This is a genomic window from Peptoniphilus sp. HCN-40583 (assembly GCF_037892835.1).
GTDB lineage: Bacteria > Bacillota > Clostridia > Tissierellales > Peptoniphilaceae > Aedoeadaptatus > Aedoeadaptatus rachelemmaiella.
Map to the genome: position 1 here is coordinate 16700 of NZ_JBBKBU010000027.1, position 16872 is coordinate 33571.

General features: G+C 43.0%; 18 protein-coding genes and 1 riboswitch. Of the genes, 15 read left to right on the forward strand and 3 right to left on the reverse strand.

The features are described 5' to 3' along the window. Nucleotides 1–40: 40 nt before the first annotated feature. Nucleotides 41–967, reverse strand: a complete 927-nt coding sequence (locus WKT05_RS08500) for a hypothetical protein (protein ID WP_340413730.1) — start codon at nt 965–967, stop codon at nt 41–43. Nucleotides 968–1158: 191 nt separating this feature from the next. Between WKT05_RS08500 and rplM the strand changes: the two genes are divergently transcribed. The 10 genes from rplM (at nt 1159) to WKT05_RS08550 (ending at nt 10940) form a co-directional block, all read left to right on the forward strand. Continuing rightward, complete coding sequence (gene rplM / locus WKT05_RS08505) at nt 1159–1587, forward strand: 50S ribosomal protein L13 (protein WP_215508868.1); 429 nt, start codon at nt 1159–1161, stop codon at nt 1585–1587. A gap of 15 nt (nt 1588–1602) precedes the next feature. Then, on the forward strand, nt 1603–1992 hold the full coding sequence (gene rpsI, locus WKT05_RS08510; protein ID WP_215508869.1) for a 30S ribosomal protein S9: 390 nt from the start codon (nt 1603–1605) through the stop codon (nt 1990–1992). Nucleotides 1993–2151: 159 nt separating this feature from the next. Beyond that, the gene (gene tnpA, locus WKT05_RS08515; protein ID WP_068454115.1) at nt 2152–2610 is read left to right on the forward strand and encodes an IS200/IS605 family transposase; all 459 of its coding nucleotides are present in this window, start codon (nt 2152–2154) and stop codon (nt 2608–2610) included. A gap of 283 nt (nt 2611–2893) precedes the next feature. Then, nucleotides 2894–3466, forward strand: coding sequence for a TetR/AcrR family transcriptional regulator (locus WKT05_RS08520; RefSeq protein ID WP_340413731.1), 573 nt, complete (start codon nt 2894–2896; stop codon nt 3464–3466). A gap of 103 nt (nt 3467–3569) precedes the next feature. Continuing rightward, nucleotides 3570–5309, forward strand: coding sequence for an ABC transporter ATP-binding protein (locus WKT05_RS08525; protein WP_340413732.1), 1740 nt, complete (start codon nt 3570–3572; stop codon nt 5307–5309). Next, the gene (locus tag WKT05_RS08530; RefSeq protein WP_340413733.1) at nt 5302–7011 is read left to right on the forward strand and encodes an ABC transporter ATP-binding protein; all 1710 of its coding nucleotides are present in this window, start codon (nt 5302–5304) and stop codon (nt 7009–7011) included. Before WKT05_RS08525 ends, WKT05_RS08530 begins: the two co-directional genes overlap by 8 nt. A gap of 2 nt (nt 7012–7013) precedes the next feature. Next, nucleotides 7014–8531 (forward strand): ABC transporter ATP-binding protein, encoded by a 1518-nt coding sequence (locus WKT05_RS08535; RefSeq protein ID WP_340413734.1) that lies wholly within the window; start codon nt 7014–7016, stop codon nt 8529–8531. Continuing rightward, nucleotides 8521–9225: an energy-coupling factor transporter transmembrane component T gene (locus WKT05_RS08540; RefSeq protein ID WP_340413735.1), complete on the forward strand. Its 705-nt coding sequence runs from the start codon at nt 8521–8523 to the stop codon at nt 9223–9225. Before WKT05_RS08535 ends, WKT05_RS08540 begins: the two co-directional genes overlap by 11 nt. Before the next feature lie 10 nt (nt 9226–9235). Beyond that, entirely contained in the window at nt 9236–9820 is a 585-nt protein-coding gene (locus WKT05_RS08545; protein WP_340413736.1) for an MptD family putative ECF transporter S component, read from the forward strand. 379 nt (nt 9821–10199) lie between these two features. After that, complete coding sequence (locus tag WKT05_RS08550) at nt 10200–10940, forward strand: alpha/beta fold hydrolase (RefSeq protein ID WP_340413737.1); 741 nt, start codon at nt 10200–10202, stop codon at nt 10938–10940. 55 nt (nt 10941–10995) lie between these two features. Here the strand turns inward: WKT05_RS08550 and WKT05_RS08555 are convergent, their stop codons facing one another. Continuing rightward, nucleotides 10996–11832, reverse strand: a complete 837-nt coding sequence (locus WKT05_RS08555; protein ID WP_340413738.1) for a hypothetical protein — start codon at nt 11830–11832, stop codon at nt 10996–10998. Beyond that, nucleotides 11825–12364 (reverse strand): RNA polymerase sigma factor, encoded by a 540-nt coding sequence (locus WKT05_RS08560; RefSeq protein WP_340413739.1) that lies wholly within the window; start codon nt 12362–12364, stop codon nt 11825–11827. Before WKT05_RS08560 ends, WKT05_RS08555 begins: the two co-directional genes overlap by 8 nt. 183 nt (nt 12365–12547) lie before the next feature. Then, a riboswitch (FMN riboswitch) is annotated at nt 12548–12661 on the forward strand. 76 nt (nt 12662–12737) lie between these two features. On the opposite strand from WKT05_RS08560, the gene ribD reads away from it, so the two are divergent. From ribD to WKT05_RS08585, 5 genes are all read left to right on the forward strand, one after another. Next, a complete protein-coding gene (ribD, locus tag WKT05_RS08565; RefSeq protein ID WP_340413740.1) occupies nt 12738–13823 on the forward strand; it encodes a bifunctional diaminohydroxyphosphoribosylaminopyrimidine deaminase/5-amino-6-(5-phosphoribosylamino)uracil reductase RibD in 1086 nt (361 codons plus the stop codon). Then, nucleotides 13805–14443: a riboflavin synthase gene (locus WKT05_RS08570; RefSeq protein WP_340413741.1), complete on the forward strand. Its 639-nt coding sequence runs from the start codon at nt 13805–13807 to the stop codon at nt 14441–14443. Before ribD ends, WKT05_RS08570 begins: the two co-directional genes overlap by 19 nt. A gap of 9 nt (nt 14444–14452) precedes the next feature. Continuing rightward, on the forward strand, nt 14453–15691 hold the full coding sequence (locus tag WKT05_RS08575) for a bifunctional 3,4-dihydroxy-2-butanone-4-phosphate synthase/GTP cyclohydrolase II (RefSeq protein ID WP_445323188.1): 1239 nt from the start codon (nt 14453–14455) through the stop codon (nt 15689–15691). Next, nucleotides 15688–16149 (forward strand): 6,7-dimethyl-8-ribityllumazine synthase, encoded by a 462-nt coding sequence (gene ribH / locus WKT05_RS08580; protein WP_340413742.1) that lies wholly within the window; start codon nt 15688–15690, stop codon nt 16147–16149. The genes WKT05_RS08575 and ribH overlap by 4 nt, the downstream gene beginning before the upstream one ends. A gap of 203 nt (nt 16150–16352) precedes the next feature. Next, nucleotides 16353–16778, forward strand: coding sequence for a hypothetical protein (locus WKT05_RS08585; RefSeq protein WP_340413743.1), 426 nt, complete (start codon nt 16353–16355; stop codon nt 16776–16778). Nucleotides 16779–16872: the final 94 nt, after the last annotated feature.

Genomic DNA, 16872 nt, shown 5'->3' on the forward strand with positions numbered 1-16872 from the left:
ACCTCTCTGCCTGAAAACCATAGGCAAAGAGGTTTGTTTATTACTTCATCTTCCGCTCAATGCGGCCTAAGATATCGTCGCCGGACATGAGGGATTTTAAATTGTCCCGGTCCAAAAGAAGAATTTTATTTTTCCGAAGGGCCAATTTCGCGTCCGGATCCAAGACGGCGGAATCCATTAAGAGCACCTTCCTCTCCTTTACTTCCTTGGGGAAGTGGGCGAGAATGCTGTCTAAATGTTCCGCATGGGCCACGCCTTTGGTGGCGATGGGCTTAATTTCTACGGCGTAGATGTGGCCGTCTTTTTCCATGGTAAAATCGTAGGGCAGCTCGGGATTGTCGTAGTCGTTGTCCAAAATTTCGTAGCCGCAGCGGGAGAAGGCGATGGCCGCCAGGTGCTCGTGGGTCAACTCTTCTTCCAAAAGCTTCAACGCCCGCACCAAGTGGAGAGGATCCAGCTTCAACACGGCAGTACAGCCGTAGGAATCCTCTTTTTTCGGAAAATGCTTCACGTCAAAAGCGATCATCCTCTCCTCCACCACGGTAAAATAGCCGTGGGCGATGGCATTTCGCATGTGGCGCACCAGGGCGGAGATCTTCGTCTCGTGCTCCCCGGTGGTGAGAATCATCTTTTGGCAGTTGGTGCATATAGAATCCATATAATAATCCACGATGTCGTCGTCGATGTAATCCAAAAACAAGATATCCTTCGCGTTCAGGCGAAGGGCCTCGGAGACCAGGCCGAAACTGAAGTCCTCGTAGAGGGGCTCCGTAATCAACACATTGGAGGGGGACTGAAAGGAATTAATATTGGGCACATACCACAGAAGGTATTCCAAAGCCCGGGTAATGGCCTCACTTAAAGGCAAAGGGCGAGGATTGTGGACGATGGAATATTCTTTTTTTACGTGATGGTCGCAGTCGTAGGAAAAATACTTAAAGTGGGGGAGATGGCCGTTGCGGTTCAAAGAAGTCACATCCTTTCTTCACTCCCTTTATTATAGCCCGTAGAAAAAAACTTCGCCAATAGAGAAAAAACCGCAGAAATCAGCGGAAAGCCCTTGACAGAAGGCGGTCTTTGCTCTATACTAATTACTAGTGTTTTAAAGCCCCGGAAACTTTTGAACATTATCCCTTTTGATATAGCAGGAGGTCATCTATGAAGACAACCATGGCTAAAGCCAATGAAGTAGATAGAAAATGGTACGTCATCGACGCCGAAGATAAAGTCCTCGGCCGCTTGGCTACCGAAGTCGCGAACATTTTACGCGGCAAGAACAAGCCCATTTACACCCCCCACGTTGATACCGGCGATTTCGTCATCGTCATCAATGCCGAAAAGGTCAAATTAACCGGTAACAAATGGGAAGACAAGATTCACGCATCCCACACCGGTTACCCGGGCGGACGTCGCGAAGTGGCTTACAAAGAAATTCGCGAAAAGCACCCGGAACGCGTCATCGAATATGCCGTTAAGGGCATGCTCCCCAAGAGCCGTTTAGGTCGGTCCATGTTCGGTAAATTAAAAGTTTACGCAGGTCCGAACCATCCCCACGAAGCGCAAAAGCCGGAAGTTTACGAAGTGTAAGGAAGGGTGAATCACATGGCAGATCAAATTAGAGCAACAGGTAGAAGAAAAACGTCCGTAGCCCAAGTCAGACTCCTCTCCGGAAGCGGCAAATTCCTCGTCAACGGTAGAGAACTGGAAGACTTCTTCGGTTACGAAACTTTACGTACCGTGGCAAAAGAACCCTTGACCATTACGGAAACCGAAGGCCAATACGACGTCCTCGTTAAGGTCAACGGCGGCGGCTACACCGGACAAGCCGGTGCCATTCGCATGGGTCTTGCACGTGCACTGCAAGAAGCTAATCCCGATTTCCGTGCCGTTCTTAAAAAAGCAGGTTTCTTGACCCGCGACCCGAGAATGAAGGAAAGAAAGAAATACGGCTTGAAGAAAGCCCGCAAATCCCCCCAATTCTCCAAACGTTAAGCACATACAGACAAACACCGCAACCTGCGGTGTTTTTTTTGCATTAGAAAACCCCCGGTTAGACCGGGGGTTCCGTTTAGCTTTAGCGATAATCACCCGTTATTCCCAGAATGGTATGATAAGAAAGGTCTGCCAACCAATCACAATCAGGAGGAAATAATGACATCACTAAATCACACCCATAGTTTATCACACACAAAATGGAATTGTAAGTATCACGTCGTGTTTGCTCCGAAATACAGGCGAAAAGTATTTTATGGATCGAAGCGCTTAGAAATTGGAGCGATTCTACGGGAGTTATGTAGTTGGAAAGGCGTGAACATAATCGAGGCGGAAGTATGTCCGGATCACGTTCATATGCTGCTAGAGATCCCGCCCAAACTATCCGTATCTTCGTTTATGGGATTTCTAAAAGGGAAGAGCAGTATCATGATCTATGAACGATGGGGAGACATGAAATTTAAATATAGAGGAAGGCAGTTTTGGTGCCGAGGCTATTACGTCGATACAGCGGGAAAAAACGCTAAAAAGATTCAGGAATACATTCAAAATCAGCTGAAAGAAGATCAAATAAGTGAGCAACTAACCTTCGACACGACGAACCCCTTCAAGGGGTAGCCAAGTAACGATAGCACGGGCAGACCGCCGACGCCCTTCAGGCGCAGCTAGTAATACAGGCCCTTTGGGCCGATAAAGAAAAACCCCCGGCTACGCCGGGGGATGTTTATTATTCGTAAGTGTTTGTATACTTACTGTGCTTGCTATTAAGCGTTTAGCGTGTTATTTATAATAAAACAGTTATACCATACTCAGAATATAATTTAGGGGCACTATTGACAAATAGTGAATTTATATTTATTATTAAATTTAGATTCAGTATTTTGTTCGAAAGAGGTGTGATATGGCACAAGTATTGAAAGAAGAAGTTAGAAATAGGATACTTGATGCAGCAGAAAAAGTATTTTATAAAAATGATTATAGAGGTGCTAAATTAACAGAAATTGCAAAAGAAGCAGATATTCCTGTGGCACTAATTTATACCTATTTTAAAAATAAGGAAGTTTTGTTTGATGCAGTAGTAAGTTCTGTTTATTTAAACTTCGAGTCAGCTTTTAATGAGGAAGAATCCTTGGAAAAAGGTTCTGCTTCTGAAAGGTTTGATGAGGTTGGAGAAAAATATATTCACGAGCTTTTAAAAGAGCGTAAGAAGTTAATTATTTTAATGGATAAAAGCTCAGGTACAAAGCATATAGAAGCAAAACAAAAACTCATATCGCAAATGGAGGCTCATATTGAAGTTAGTTTAAAGAGACAATCAGAAGAGGAATATGATCCAATGCTTGCCCATATTTTAGCCAGTAACTTTACGGAGGGGCTTCTTGAAATAGCGAGGCACTATCAAAGTGAAAAGTGGGCAAAAGATATGCTAAAACTTATTGCAAGGTGTTATTACAAGGGAGTGGAATCCCTATAATGAGCACTAAAAAATAGACTTTGCGTAATCAGCAAAGTCTTACTTTAAACCTCAATACTGAATTAAAATTCAATATTATTCAATTTTGAAAGGAGCGTTGTTCATGCCAGAAAAAGAATTAAGGAAAAAAGTGATAGGGAAAAATGGTTTATCCAATTCACTTCTTGCCTTAAAAATAGTATTTGATTTGATACCACAAATCTTACTTGTATATTTGATTAGTTCTTTAATCACAAACAATATTAACGAAGATAATTTAAAGTATGTATTCATTGGAATCTTTATATCATTTGTGTTAAAAGGCGTTTTTTACTATTTTGCAACAAAGGTTGCTCATGAGAAAGCATACGAAAAATTAACAGAACTTAGGTTAGATATTATTGATCATCTAAAAAAACTAAGTTTAGGATTTTTTAAAGAACATAATACAGGAGAGCTTACCAACATGGTTCAGCATGATGTGGAACAAGTGGAAGTATACCTTGCCCATGGTCTTCCTGAAATAATGTCAGTTACACTTCTACCTACCATTATTTTTGTAGCTATGATTTTTGTGGATTGGCGTCTTGCTCTTGGAATGATTGCCGGAGTTCCACTTATGTATTTGGTAAAAGTTCTTTCACAGAGAACAATGGATAAAAACTTCGCTATTTATTTCAACCACGAAAAGAAGATGAGAGAAGAGCTAATGGAATATGTAAAAAATATTTCTGTTATTAAGGCTTTTGCTAAAGAAGAGGAGATAAGTGAAAGAACATTAAAAACGGCAAGAGAATATGTTTACTGGGTTAAAAAGAGCATGGGGATGGTTACAATCCCAATGGGACTCATTGACATATTTATGGAAATTGGAGTGGTAATTGTCATGATTTTGGGAAGTATCTTTCTTTATCATGGGAATATTACAACACCTAATTTTATTCTTTCAATAATTTTATCGTCTGCTTTTACTGCATCTATAAGTAAGACTGCTACATTGCAACATTTTTCTATTGTGTTTAAGGAAGCATTAAAGTCTATAGGAAAAGTTTTAACAGTTCCGCTTCCAACCAAGAATACAGAACAAGGTTTAGAGTTTGGAAATATAGAATTTAAAGATGTGAATTTTGCATATGGAAAAGATGGTTTTGAGCTTAAAAATATTAATTTAACTTTTAAGAAAAATAGTTTGAATGCCTTTGTAGGAGCAAGTGGTTGTGGGAAAAGTACTGTATCTAATTTGCTTATGGGATTTTGGGATGCAGACAGCGGACGAATAGAAATAAATGGGAAAGATATAAAGGATTACAGTCAGGAAAATATTTCAAATCTTATTGGAAGTGTGCAACAGGAGGTCATCCTTTTCGATTTAAGTATTTTTGACAATATTGCAATCGGGAAACTTAATGCGACAAAAGAAGAAGTCATAGAAGCTGCCAAAACAGCGAGATGTCATGACTTTATTTCAGCGTTGCCAAATGGATATGAAACACGAGTAGGTGAAATGGGAGTTAAGTTATCCGGTGGAGAAAAACAAAGAATATCAATTGCGAGAATGATACTTAAAAATGCACCGATTTTGATATTAGATGAAGCAATGGCAGCTGTTGATAGTGAAAATGAAAGATTAATCGGCGAAGCAATTGACGACTTAAGTCAGGATAAAACTATCATTACAATTGCTCATCATCTAAATACGATTAGAGATTCAGACCAAATTATTGTTATGGATAAAGGCCTTGTTCTTGATGCAGGAAGTCATGAAGAGCTGATGAAAAGATGTGATTTTTATAAGGATATGGTTGAAGCACAGAACAAGGTAGATAGATGGAATTTGAAAGAGGTGGTAACAGAAAATGTTTAGAGAAATGTTAAAACTACTAACAAAAACCGGCAAGAGAGATTTGATTATATCAAGTGTATTCTTTGCCCTTTATGGACTCAGCTCCATAGCCATGATTGTTATCGTATTTTCTATACTGTTCCAAATCTTTGACGGAACGAGCTTAGCAAGCCTATATAAATATTTTATTGCGATTGGATTACTTGTAGTCTTCAAAGGTATTTGTAATATGGTCGCAGATATGAAAAAGCATAGTGCAGGTTTTGATATTGTTCAACAAATAAGAGAACGCATGATTATCAAATTAAAAAAATTCAGCTTGGGATTTTATACCAATGAACGACTTGGGGAAATAAATACAATTTTACACAAAGATGTTGATAATATGTCCCTTGTTGTAGGACATATGTGGTCAAGAATGTTTGGTGATTTTTTGATAGGTGCAGTCGTATTTATTGGTCTTGCAAGTATTGATTTAAAACTTGCTATTCTAATGGCTGTATCTGTTCCGATTGCACTTATCTTTCTATATCTAACAATTAAGCAATCTGAAAAAATAGAAAATCAGAACAACTCAGCACTTCTTGATATGGTTAGCCTATTTGTTGAATATGTGAGAGGAATACCTGTATTAAAGAGTTTTTCAAACAATAAGAGCTTGGATAATGAGCTTATGAATAAAACAAAGAAGTTTGGAGAAACAAGTAAATCAGCTTCAAGATTCAAGGCAAAACAATTATCTATATTTGGGTTTTTACTGGATATTGGATATTTGGTTCTTTTAATTGCAGGAACAATATTTGTTGTAAAGGGAAATCTTGATGTACTTAATTTTATTATCTTTGCGGTAATTTCAAAAGAGTTTTATAAGCCGTTCGCTTCTATGGAACAACACTATATGTACTATGTTTCGGCGGTGGACAGTTATGAAAGACTTTCAAGAATTTTATATGCAGATGTAATCCCGGATAAAGTGAATGGGATTATTCCGAAAGATAATGATATAGCTTTTGAAAACATAGATTTTTCCTATGAAAAAGATGAATTTAAAATGGAAAAATTGAGCTTTTCTATTGCTGAAAAAACAATGACAGCCTTAGTTGGAGAATCAGGTAGTGGAAAGACTACTATAACCAACTTGCTTTTAAGATTTTATGATGTGCATAAAGGAAAAATTACACTCGGAGGAACTGATATAAGGGATATTCCTTATGATGAGCTTTTAGATCGTATTAGTATTGTCATGCAAAATGTTCAGTTGTTTGATAACACAATTGAAGAAAACATCAAGGTAGGTAAAAAAGGAGCTACAAAAGAGGAAATCATTAAAGCTGCAAAGAAGGCAAGGATACATGATTTCATTATGAGTTTACCAAAAGGTTATGAAACTGATATTGGAGAAAATGGTGGGCTTCTTTCAGGTGGACAAAGACAAAGAATATCTATTGCAAGAGCCTTTCTAAAGGATGCACCAATTTTAATTCTTGATGAAATGACAAGTAATGTTGATCCTGTAAATGAATCTTTGATACAAGATGCTATTACAGAACTTGCAAAGAATAGAACTGTACTTGTAGTGGCTCATCATTTAAAAACAATTCAAAAAGCTGACCAAATTCTCGTATTTCAAAAAGGAAATTTACTTGAAAAAGGAAAGCATGGGGAACTTCTTGATAAAAATGGTTACTACACAAAATTATGGAAAGCTCAATATGAGGTGTAACCATGATTTTGTTAAAAGATGTTTCTTATGAATGGGAAGATGGGCGAACTGCTTTAAAAAATATCAATCTTGAAATTAAAAAAGGTGAATTTGTTTTAATTTCAGGGAAAAGTGGAAGTGGTAAAAGCACTCTTGGAAGTGTAATGAATGGTCTTATTCCACATTATTACAAAGGCAAAATGCAAGGAGAAGCCTTTGCGTCCGGAAAAGATATAAGCAAATTATTACTTCATGAAGTAGGGCATATTGTAGGGACTGTATTTCAAGATCCAAGAAGTCAGTTTTTTACGACAACGACAGATGAAGAAATAGCTTTTGGTCTTCAAACGATTTGTAAATCAAGAGAGGAAATCAAACAGAGAGTAGAAGAAGTATATGCAGAACTGGATATTGAGGAACTGAAAGGAAAATCTGTTTTTGAATTATCAAGCGGACAGAAACAAAAGATAGCTATTGCAAGCATCTATGCGATGAACCCGAAAGTTTTAATTTTAGATGAACCTTCAGCAAATTTGGATATGAAAGCAACATTTGACCTGTTTTTAATTTTGGAGAAATTAAAGAAAATAGGAACAACAGTTGTTCTAATTGAGCATCGTTTGTACTATGTAAAATCTTTATTTGACCGTTTTCTTTTGGTGAAAGATGGAGAGATTGCACAGGACTTGAGTCGGGAAGAAGTTATCCATATTGAAGGGGAGTTTTGGGATGAAAATGGACTAAGAACTCTTGAATTAGAAGAATACAGGATAAGCGAGAAGAAAGATTCATATCAATTAAATGATGAAAGTATCAACGGAAAAGGCTTGAGATTTTGCTATCCGAATGTAGCTAAGGATGGAAAGAAACAAAACAAGTACATCTTAAATCATCTTGATTTCAATATGGAGTGTGGAAAAGCCATTGGTCTTATCGGCTTAAATGGTACCGGGAAAACCACCTTTGCAAGAGTGATTTCAGGACTTGAGAAGATAAAAGAGGGAACAATATGGGCGGGAAAAGATAAGTCGCTTAATCATAAAGATTTAATGGATATGTCATATTTTGTTTTTCAAGATTCAGACTATCAGTTGTTTTCGGAAAGTGTACTTGATGAAATGCTACTTGGTATTTCAAGTAAAGATAAAAAAGAAAATACTCAAAAGGCAAAGTCTATTTTGAGTGTACTTGGCTTAGATAAATATATTGATAAGCATCCGTTTGCTTTATCAAGAGGAGAAAAACAAAGATTGACAATAGCTTGTGGAATGATGAAACAGGCAAAGATTCTCATCTATGATGAACCAACATCAGGTTGTGATAAAGACTCAATGCTTTCGGTGGCAAAATTGATTGAAGAACAATTAAAAAATGGGACAACAGTTTTGGTAATAAGTCATGATTTTGAGTTTTTAGCAAACACGGTGAGCAAGCTATGGGTAATGGGAGATGGAAAAATAGAAACTGTTTTAGATATGAGTGAAAGTAATAAATTTCTCATATTAGAAAAGATGAGAGGAGGTAGAGAGCTTGTCAGATAGAAAAACTATAGATCCGAGAATAAAACTTACTCTACTTCCAATTGTTGGATTTACGAGCTTTTTTATAAGCGATACAATTCTACTTTTTGTACTAATTGTTTTTGCCTTTTTTCTATATTTATATAGCGAAATGTGGAAAAGAGCGTTACGCTTTATCTTGTTTTTTGTGCTTTTATACTGCATAGAGTTAGGGCTTGGAAAATTTTGTGAAGCAAGTATTGTATTTGCAATATATATGTTTATTTACTTTGCATCAAGAATGACCTTAATCGCTATGTTTGGTGGATATATAACAAAGACTACAAGTGTAAGTGAAATGCTGGAAGCATTAAATAGAATGAAAGTACCAAGAAGCATTGGTATACCTTTTAGTGTTCTGCTTAGGTTTGTACCAACTATAAAAATAGAACTCAAGGCATTAAAAGAGAATATGAAGATTCGAGGAATTGTAACAAGCAGATTTTTCCCATTGCTACATCCAATTAAACATATTGAATATACGCTTGTTCCGCTTTTAATGAGAATGATTAAGATTTCAGATGAACTGTCAGCTTCAGCACTTATTAGAGGACTAGATAGTGATGAGAAGAGGGTAACATTAACAGAATTGCAGTTTAGATGTGCAGACTTAACTATTGGACTATTAGGAGCTTCTATGATTGCTCTTATGATAGTAATACAGAGAATTTATTAGGAGGACTTTTATGAAAAACAAATTAAATGGTCGTGATTTTATTACAATCGGAATTTTTAATGCAATTGGAATTGTCATATACATGGCAGCCAGCTTTGCTATGGCAACAACAGTTGTTGGAGGATTTATTGCTTCAGGAGTTAGCTTTATGGTAGCTGCCACCGTTTATATTCTTATGGCTGTGAAAGTTAAAAAGAAGGGCGTATTTACAATATCAGGAACGCTTCTTGGTTTAATTGCGTTGTCAGGAGGACATTTGCCTCATGCAGTCATTGCTGTAATCGGTGGAATTATATGTGATTTGATTATAGGAAATTATGAGAGCAAGGGACGAATGATTATTGGATATGGGACATTTGCATTAGCAGATTTTTTAGGGACTGTAATTCCTGTGATTTTATTCGGGACTGCTTCTTTTGTGGAAAGAGCATCAAAATGGAAAATGAGCGAAGCACAAATAAATGAAGCATTATCTTATTTCAAAGTTTCGTGGGCTGTAGGCTTTGGTTTGATAACTTTTATTCTTGCTTGCATAGGAGCTTTTGTTGCAACAAGAATACTTAAAAAACATTTTGAAAAAGCCGGAGTGATTTAATCAATATTTATTTGTGAGGGAAAAATGGATTAGATAATGGAAGTAATTGCTATGTATTATTTAGGATCTATAGGTAATTTTCATAAAAAATCAAATTTAAAATATGGGTAAGAATAAATTTATCTCAATTAAGAGGATTTATGCTTAATGGCATAAGTCCTCTTTTGTATTAGAAAACCCCCGACCACGCCGGGGGATGTTTATTCTATTTTTGCAGAGTTGGCAAAGCATGGCGGTGGAGAAGATTCGTTTTATTTGTGCCACCGATCTTTTGTCGGAAGGCGGATGACAGAGATTGACTGCCATGGAATGCGGTATATATACCTAAAACACTTCATAGAATGGCGAAGAGGATAGGGGCGTTTGAAAGAAGGGATTTATGCATTACCTGAGTTACGGCGACAAGGCGAGGAAGTCGCTTTTGTTTATTCACGGGCTGGCGTCGTCGGCGACGTTGTGTTTTGAGCCGCTCCTCGCTTATTTACGGGATTACTACGTGATCTTATGGGAGTTGGAGGGGCACAGCGAGGATGTGCCGGAGGATTTTACGTCTTTCAAGGCCAGTGTGGATGCCATCGAGGATTTTGTTCTACAGGAAATGAATGGGGCGGTTTACGGGCTTTGCGGCTTTTCCATGGGGGCGACCATGGCGGTGGAGCTCGTGGGTCGCGGCAGGTTGAATGCCGAGCGCCTTTTTTTAGACGGCGTGGTCGCCTATCCCATGGGCATGTATGTGGCACCTCTCACTTGGGCTTTCACCACGGGAGTTGAGCGAATCCAAAAGGGAAAATGGATTCCAAAATGGGCCATGGCACCCTTGACGGGCAAGGGAAACGACAGCATCCGATCCATGGTTTATCCCGGCGTAACGAGCCGCAGCGTAAAAAATGCGTGCCGGGATTTGTATCGTTACGAGATTCCGGAGGGACTGCGTCAATTTTCAAATCCCGTGTTGTGTTTGCGGGGCAGCGAGGAGCCCGTTGCAAAAAAGAGTGAAGCATTGCTGCGAACTTACTTGCCTTACATGGAATCGAGGGTTTTTGAGGGCATGGGCCACGGCCAATTGCTCTTCGAAGCGCCGAGGGCTTACGGGGAAATTTTGCGCGGTTTTTTGGACTAATTGTTATTCCCTAAAATTGCCATAAAGAAACCGCCGGGATCATCCGGCGGTCAATTTATTTTAAGAGATGCAAGTCTTTTACCATGGCGATGAGATCGTCTTTGTCCGCGCCTTCGGCGGAGATGGAGACGAGGAGGCCGTCTCGTTCGAAGTCGGCATCACGGCCTTGAATGATGACTTTCACGCCGTTTACATTGACTTCGTAGATCTTGCCTTCACCGCCGGTTTCATAGGCGGTTTCGGGAGACGAGATCCGCTCGTGGAGATGGATGGTCTTGCCGTCTTTTTCGTAGGTGAAGGAAACGTAATCGGAAAGTGTCCCCGGATCGGCGAAGATTTCCGATTCCACGTAGTTGTATTTATCCGAAAAAACCAGGGGATTGAAGTTTAATTTTTTGGCGATAACATCCACCGGGGCCTTGTCGCCCGTATCTTTTTTCACTTCGTCGGCGTACTCAAAGGTGACTTCGCCGGTGCGGGTGGCTTCGTCGTAATTGCTTCCCACGATTTCCCGGCCGTCTTTGGAGTAGACGTGCTCTGCCTTTTTCAGGACTTCGAAGTCGGTGATTTCATTTCCCTCTTTGTCGAAGACCTTTCCCTTTAATTCCTCGGGGAAGGGGATGGCCACGGCCGGCTCGTCTTCGTTGACGACGATGCGGCCCGAGGGGCTGACGGCTTGTCTCACCGTGTTTACGATTCCGCCGCCGAAGCTCGTAAAGGGGAGGGTGGCGATTAAAAGGGCGCAGGCCGCGGCAATGGCGGGCTTTTTGTATTGTTTCTTTTGTTTATTTTTCATTTTTGCATAGACCTCCTGTTTGTCTTTTTCGTCGGTGGCGTAGAGATTGTTTAAATCTCGGCTTACGTTGTCGTGGGCATTTTTATTTTCATTCATAATAGGCCTCCATTTCTTTTCGCAATTGATTCAGCAAACGGTGGATCATGACGCCCACGTGATTAGGATTCGTGTCCATAAGCGCGGCGATGGTCTGATTGGAAAGCTCCGCACCGAATTTGTAGCTGACCAACAGTTGGTCTCTCGGCTTCAATTTTTTCACGGCCCGGCGCAAATAGGCGAGTTCTTCTTTGTTTTCCATTAATTCATCGGCGGCCGGATCCACCTCGGCCACATCCTTTGCCGCGGTAATGGGCAACCACTGAAAGCGGCTCTTTCGGCGGTAGTAATCCTTCACTTGATTGCTCGCTATGGTATAGAGCCACACCTCGAAGCTGCCTTTTTTCGAATCGTAGGCGGAAAATTTCTTGTAGATCTTGAAGAAAATATCCGCCGTCAGATCCTTGGCCACCTCCCGATTGCCGGTGCGGTAGATGACGAACCGAAAGACGGAATCGAAGTAGCGATCGTAGACCGCTTCAAATGTAATTGCATCGTCTATGACGGTCGGTACATGGGTCGTTTCATCCATTGGCTTCACCTCCTTGTCCTTTCACTTGTATATACGCGGGAAGGTGTTCTTTATTACAAAATTTCTCGTTTTATTTATTGTACCGAGTGGGGGAGAAAATTTTAACCCTGTGGCGACAAAATCTCTTTACAGGGTAAGCTATAAGTGGTATCATAATGAAAGGAAAACATTTCCTGAACTTCATATATTCTTCGGGGCGAGGTGCAATTCCTCACCGGTGGTAAAGTCCACGAGTCACATGATTGAATCGGTGCAATTCCGATACCGACGGTATAGTCCGGATGAAAGAAGAAGCGAAGGCAACTTTTGTTGTCTTTCATTTGGTTGTCACTCCGAAGCATTGTGCTTCGGTTTTTTTTATGCAGGAGGCTTTATGGATGAGCAGTATATGAATCGGGCATTGGCTCTTGCGAAAAAGGGATTGGGCAAAACGAAGACCAATCCCATGGTCGGCGCGGTCTTGGTAAAAGACGGGCGCATTATCGCCGAGGGCTACCACCACGGCTTCGGCTTGGATCACGCCGAGGTGGATTGTCTGAAGCAGGTGGAGGAGTCGCCGAAGGGCGGCACCATGTATGTGACTCTGGAGCCCTGTTCCCACTACGGCAAGACGCCGCCCTGTGTCGTGGCCATTGAAAAGGCCGGCATCGCACGGGTGGTGGTCGGCACTTTGGATCCCAATCCCAAGGTGGCGGGCCGCGGCGTGGGCGCCTTAAAGGCAGCGGGGATTCAGGTGGATGTCGGCGTCTTGGAAGCGGCCTGCCAAAGGCTGAACCGCGCTTTTTTCACCAGCATCATGACCCAAACGCCTTATGTAATTTGTAAATTTGCTGCCACAGTAGACGGGAAAATCGCCACGGACACGGGGGAAAGCCAATGGATCACCTCCGAGTTGGCGAGAGACGACGGCCACAAGCTGCGCGGCGTGGTAGATGGGATTCTCGTGGGCACCAACACGGTGATCAAAGACAATCCCCGCCTCTCCAATCGAAGCGGCGTAGGCGGCGATCCCACGCGGATCATTTTGGACCGCCGCGGCGCCGTGGATTTGGATTATCACGTTTACGACGGCACCCAGCCCACCATTGTCTATACGGTACACATGGAGGAGGCGAAGATAAAGGCCCTGAAAGATCGTGGCGTCGTCGTGGAAGTGGTGAAGGAGAAGAAGGGCAAGCTGGATCTTCCCGCCATTTTAAAAGACTTGTACGCCAAGGACATGGGTCGTATTCTCGTGGAAGGGGGCGGACGCCTCCACGGCAGCCTCATCGACGAGGATTTAGTGGATGAATTTGCCCTCTATCTGGCGCCTACTTTGTTCGGCGGCGGAAAAGAGGTTGTGGCGGGCCGGGCCATCGCTTCCCTTACTGAACGGCGAGATTTCGTCTTTGATGAGGTGAAAATGCTGGGGCCGGACCTGTTTGTAGGAGGGGTCAGAGGATGTTTACGGGAATCGTAGAAGAAGTGGGCACCGTGGCCGCTCTGGAGAAGCGGGGCGAAAAAATCGTCCTGCGGGTCAAGGCCGAAAGGGTCCTTGAAGGCACGAAAATCGGCGATTCCATCGCCACCAACGGCGTCTGCCTCACGGTGACTTCCATGGCGGAGAACACCTTTACGGCGGATATGATGACGGTGACGGCGAAAAAATCCGCACTGGATCGACTGACGCCGGGCAGTGCCGTGAATTTGGAGCGGGCCCTGCTCCCCACGAGTCGCATGGGCGGACACATCGTTCAGGGCCATGTGGACACGGTGGGAAAGGTTCAGGGCATTGAGCCTAAGGAAGGGGGCTATCTCCTTCACATCGCCGTGGAGCCTATTTGGGCGCCTTATTTTGTGGCTCAGGGTTCGGTCACGCTAAACGGCGTGAGCCTAACGCTGGCGCGGGCCGGGCGACATGATTTTTCCGTTTCCCTGATTCCGGAAACCCTGCGCGCCACCAATTTAGGCGAGCTGAAGCCCGGCGATCCCATTACCGTGGAATTCGACATCGTGGGCAAGTATTTATTGAGACAACATGAAGTGGCGGAAGAAGCTTCCCCGCTGGATATGAATTTTTTAAGAAAGCATGGATTTTAGGAGGAAATTATGTGGAACACAATTGAAGAAGCAATCGACGCGCTGAAAGCCGGCAAGATGATCATTACCGTGGATGCGGAAGACCGTGAAAATGAAGGGGACATGATCGTCGCCGCCGAAACCTGCACCACGGAGCAATTAAATGCCATGGCTACCTACGCCAAAGGCCTGATCTGTATGCCCATGAGCCAAAAAGAAGCGGATCGCCTGCGCTTAAAGCCCATGGTCTCCAAAAACAGGGACAATCACGAAACGGCTTTTACCGTCACCATCGACCACGTGGACACCACCACGGGGATCAGTGCCGTGGAGAGGGCTATAACCGCCCGCATGGCCGCCGATCCCAATTCGAAAGCCGAAGACTTCCGCCGCCCGGGCCATATGTTTCCTCTTATCGCCAAGCCCGGCGGGGTATTGGAGCGTGAAGGTCACACGGAAGGCACCGTGGATTTATTGCGCCTCGCCGGTTTAACGGAGGTGGGTCTTTGCTGTGAAATCATGGAAGATAACGGAGAAATGATGCAGCGGGACCGCATCTGCGAACTGGCAAAGGAATTAAATGTCCCCCTTATTAATATTGAGCAATTAAAAGAATACAGAAAGACCCACGACCGCCTCATCGAACGGGTAGCCGAAGCGGACATGCCAACGAAGTACGGTCATTTTAAAGCCGTGGGCTACAAAAACACCTTAAACGGCGAACACCACGTGGCCCTGGTAAAAGGTGACATTGAAAAAGAAGACGCCATCTTAACGCGGGTTCACTCGGAATGCTTAACCGGCGACGCCTTCGGTTCCATGCGCTGCGATTGCGGCGATCAACTGCAACGGGCCATGATGCAGGTGGAAGAAGAAGGCAACGGCATCGTGCTTTACATGCGTCAAGAGGGAAGAGGCATCGGTCTTTTGAATAAACTCAAGGCCTATGCCCTGCAAGATGAGGGCATGGACACGGTGGAAGCCAATGTGGCATTGGGCTTTCCTGAAGATGCCCGGGAATATTACATCGGCGCGCAAATTTTAAAAGATCTCGGCGTGACGAAGATGCGTCTTTTAACCAACAATCCCGACAAGGTGTACCACCTGGAACAATATGGCATGGAAATTGTGGAACGCGTACCCATTGAAATAAAATCCCACGAAAACGACCACTTCTATTTGGAAACCAAAGCCAAAAAGCTGAACCACTACTTGCATGAATTCGGTTGCAATTGCCATGAACATGGACACAAGGAGGCAAAACAATGAACATTATTGAAGGCATGCTGACGGGTAAGGATCGTAAATTCGCCATCGTCGTCAGCCGTTTTAACGACTTTATCACCTCGAAATTGGTGGACGGCGCCCTGGACTGCTTGCTACGCCACGAAGTAAAAGACGAGGACATTACCCTCGTCAAGGTGCCGGGGGCATTTGAAATCCCCTTGGCGGCGCAAAAGCTTGCCGAGTCCGGCAACTACGACGGCGTCATTTGCCTCGGTGCCGTGATTCGCGGCGCCACCACCCATTACGACTACGTCTGCAACGAAGTCTCCAAGGGCATTGCAAAGATCACCTTGGACACCGGCCTTCCCGTGGGCTTCGGCATCGTCACCACGGAAAACATCGAACAAGCCATCGAACGGGCCGGCACCAAGAGCGGCAACAAGGGCTACGACACCGCCATGAGCGTGTTGGAAATGGTGGATCTTTTTAACGCCATGTAACAGAAAAAAATCCCGTGGGCATTTGCTCTGCGGAATGAAACAAGCGCCTCCTGCTTCAGGAGGCGTTTTTGTATAAAAAAATTTTAAAAAGCCACGATTTTCTTTCAAAAAAGGGTATAATGAAAGTGACAACGTGTCACTTAGTTAGAAACTAATTCAGAAACAGAGGCCGCGCCATCGGCGCAACATGAGGAGATGACATCGTGGTAAAAAAGAGAACCTTATTATTACTGGCTGGCGTGATTTGGTCCTTGGCCGGGGGCAATGTTTTAAAAATCGGCCTTCAAGCGTACGCCCACGCCTTCAGCCATTTAAATCTGGGCCTGTCTGCCGTCATATTTATCTTGTTTTGGACGAAAGTCTTTCATCCGTTGGTGGAAAAGCACGTGTTCCGCATTCACGGCTACGAAGAGGAGTACAAGCGGCCGTGGAATTTCTTCGATAAAAAATCCTTCCTGATTATGGCATGTATGATGACTTTCGGCATCACCATTCGCGTACTGAATCTCATGCCCGACGGCTTTATCGCCTTTTTCTACACGGGCCTCGGGACGGCACTGGCCCTGGCGGGGATTTTGTTTTTGATCAACTACATGGGCTACAATGCAAAAGCCGTCGGCGAAGAGTGAAGCATCTGCAGAGGCAGGTGCTTTTTTTTGCGCTTGAATTGTCAAGTCAAGTGCAACTCTACTGAATGGTAAACTTCATAGGGCGTTTTCCAGC